We start from the raw sequence: 3,196 nt of genomic DNA, 5'->3' as shown, positions 1-3,196 counted from the left end.
GGTGTGGGGTCTGGTGCGGTCGGCTCAGCGGGAGTTGCCGGGTCGGTTCTGGCTGGTGGATGTCGAGGGTGATGGGGATCCGGTTGTCACGGGTGAGCCCGAGGTGGTGGTGCGTGGGGGTGACGCGTTCGCTGCTCGCCTGGTCCGGGCCGCCGCTGATGAGGGTGGCGTGCGCTCCTGGGATGCTGAGGGGCTGGTGTTGATCACTGGTGGTACGGGTGGTCTGGGTGCGTTGGTGGCACGGCATGTGGTGGCCGAGCGCGGTGTGCGGAGGCTGCTTCTGCTGAGTCGGCGTGGTCCGGCGGCGGAGGGTGTGTCGGAGCTGGTGGCCGAGCTGGCCGGGCTGGGCGCGGATGCGGAGGTCGTGGCGTGTGATGTCGGGGACCGGGCGGCGCTGGCGAAGGTGCTGGACGGGCGTGTGGTGTCGGGTGTGGTGCACGCGGCCGGGGTTTTGGACGATGGTGTGCTGGAAGGGATGACGCCGCAGCGGCTGGATGGGGTGCTGAGGCCGAAGGCGGACGCGGCGTGGTATTTGCATGAACTGGTCGGTGATGTGGATCAGTTCGTGGTGTTCTCGTCGGTGGCGGGTGCATTCGGTGCGGCGGGGCAGGCGAACTACGCGGCCGCGAACGCGTTCCTGGACGGGCTGGCGGTTCATCGTCGGGCTCTGGGCTGGTCGGGTGTGTCGCTGGCATGGGGTCCGTGGGAGCAGGGCGCGGGCATGACCGAGCAGTTGGCCGCGGCCGACGTGGCACGCATGCGGCGTTCGGGTGTGCTCCCGCTGGAGTCCGCCGAAGGGCTGGCCCTGTTCGACGCGGCGACCGGCCCGGCGATGGTGCCGGTGAAGCTGGACCTGACGGCGTTGCGAGACTCCGGTGAAGTACCGGCGCTGCTGCGCGGCCTCGTCCGCACCCCGGCCCGCCGTGGTGTCGCGCGGACCGGCGAGGCCGATGACCTCGCGCACCGCCTGGCCGGCATGACCGCCGAGGCCCGCATCGACCTGCTGCTCGACCTGGTGCGCGGGCGGGCGGCGACCGTGCTCGGGCACGTGCACGGTTCACTGGTCGATCCGGAGCGCTCGTTCCAGGACCTGGGCCTCGACTCGCTGACGGCGGTGGAACTGCGCAACGGTTTGTCCGTGGCCACCGGGTTACGGCTGCCCGCGACCCTGGTGTTCGACTACCCGACCTCGACCACGCTCGCCCATTACCTGCTCGACGAATTGCTCGGCACTGCGGACCAGACCCGAATTCCCGCCGGCGCACTTCCGTCGCTCTCCGACGATCCGGTCGTGATCGTGGGCATGGCGTGCCGGTATCCGGGTGGGGTGCGGTCGCCGGAGGACCTGTGGCAGCTCGTCACCGAGGGCATCGACGCCGTCGGTGACTTCCCGGACGACCGCGGCTGGGACCTCGACGCCCTCTACCACCCCGACGCGGCGCACACCGGCACCTCCTACACCCGGTCCGGCGGATTCCTGCACGATGCGCTCGCCACGGACGCGCAGCAGCGTCTGCTGTTGGAGACGTCGTGGGAGGCGTTGGAGCGGTCGGGCATCGATCCGGTGTCGCTGCGGGGCAGCCGTACGGGTGTGTTCGCCGGCGTCATGTACAGCGACTACTCCGATCTGCTGAACAGCCCCGAGTTCGAGGGCTTCCGCGGCAATGGCAGCTCCGCCAGCGTGGCCTCGGGGCGCGTGGCTTATTCGCTGGGCCTCGAGGGTCCGGCGGTCACGGTCGACACGGCGTGTTCGTCCTCGTTGGTGGCCCTGCACTGGGCGGCCCAGGCGGTGCGGTCGGGCGACTGTGACCTGGCGCTGGCCGGCGGCGCAACGGGCACGAGATTCTTGCGGTGGTGCGGGGTTCGGCGGTGAATCAGGACGGAGCGTCGAACGGTCTGACGGCGCCGAACGGGCCGTCCCAGCAGCGGGTGATCCGCCAGGCGCTGGCGAGCGCGGGTCTGTCACCCGGGGACGTGGATGTCGTGGAGGGTCACGGCACCGGTACGACGTTGGGTGATCCGATCGAGGCGCAGGCGCTGCTGGCGACGTACGGTCAGGACCGCGATACGCCGTTGTTGCTGGGTTCGGTGAAGTCGAACATCGGGCACACCCAGGCCGCCGCCGGTGTCGCCGGTGTGATCAAGATGGTCATGGCCATGCGTAACGGCCTTGTGCCCCGGACCTTGCACGCGGACCTGCCGTCGTCACATGTGGACTGGACCGCCGGCGACGTCGACCTCGTCACGGAGAACGCCGTCTGGCTGGAGGCGGAACGGCCGCGCCGGGCGGCCGTGTCGTCGTTCGGTATTTCCGGCACCAACGCTCATACCGTCCTGGAGCAGCACCTCGTCAACCCGGTCGAGCCGGAGCCGGCCGACGTCGTGGTGCCGTGGGTGGTGGCAGGCAAAACTGCGGCAGCCCTGAAGGAGCAGGTCGCGCGGCTTGCCCGCAGTCACGGCCGGCCGCTGGACATCGGCTACTCGCTGGCGACGACCCGGTCGGCGTTCGAGCACCGGGCCGCGAGCTGTTGGTGGCTGCGGTGGAGGGGGTGGCTGGTGATGGCCGTTTGGGGGTTGTGTTTACGGGTCAGGGTGCGCAGCGGTTGGGGATGGGTCGTGGTTTGTATGCCCGGTTCCCGGTGTTCGCGGCGGCTTTTGATGCGGTGGTGGCGGAGTTGGGTGCTGATGTTCGGGAGGTGATGTGGGGTGCGGATGCGGATGTGTTGAATCGGACGGGGTGGTCGCAGCCGGCGTTGTTTGCGCTGGAGGTGGCGTTGTTCCGGTTGGTGGAGTCGTGGGGTGTGCGGCCTGAGGCGGTGGCTGGGCATTCGTTGGGTGAGGTGGTGGCGGCGCATGTGGCGGGTGTGCTGTCGCTGGGGGATGCGTGTCGGCTGGTGCGTGCGCGTGCTGCCTTGATGGACGGGCTGCCGGCGGGTGGGGCGATGCTCGCCGTGTCCGCCGCAGAGGCCGACGTGCGTGCTCTGCTGACGGACGGGGTGTCGATCGCTGCTGTGAACGGGCCGACGTCGGTGGTGGTGGCGGGCACGGAAGATGCCGTGGGGAGTGTTGCGCGGCGGGTGTCCGAGTTGGGTTGGCGGTGCAGGCGGTTGTCGGTGTCGCATGCGTTTCATTCGCCGTTGATGGATCCGATGCTGGAGGAGTTCGCGGCGGCGCTTGAGGGGATCGAGTTCCGTGA

The 3,196-nt window shown here is 69.7% G+C and carries 1 pseudogene; it reads left to right on the top strand.

From position 1 onward, the window contains the following. Positions 1-3,196: pseudogene (locus IO36_RS47855) on the top strand (type I polyketide synthase); the annotation flags it as partial.

Source organism: Streptomyces aureus (assembly GCF_000725495.1).
Lineage (GTDB): Bacteria > Actinomycetota > Actinomycetes > Streptomycetales > Streptomycetaceae > Streptomyces > Streptomyces aureus_B.
Note: the sequence above shows the minus strand (reverse complement) of the source record. Positions and strands in the feature narration are given on the sequence as shown.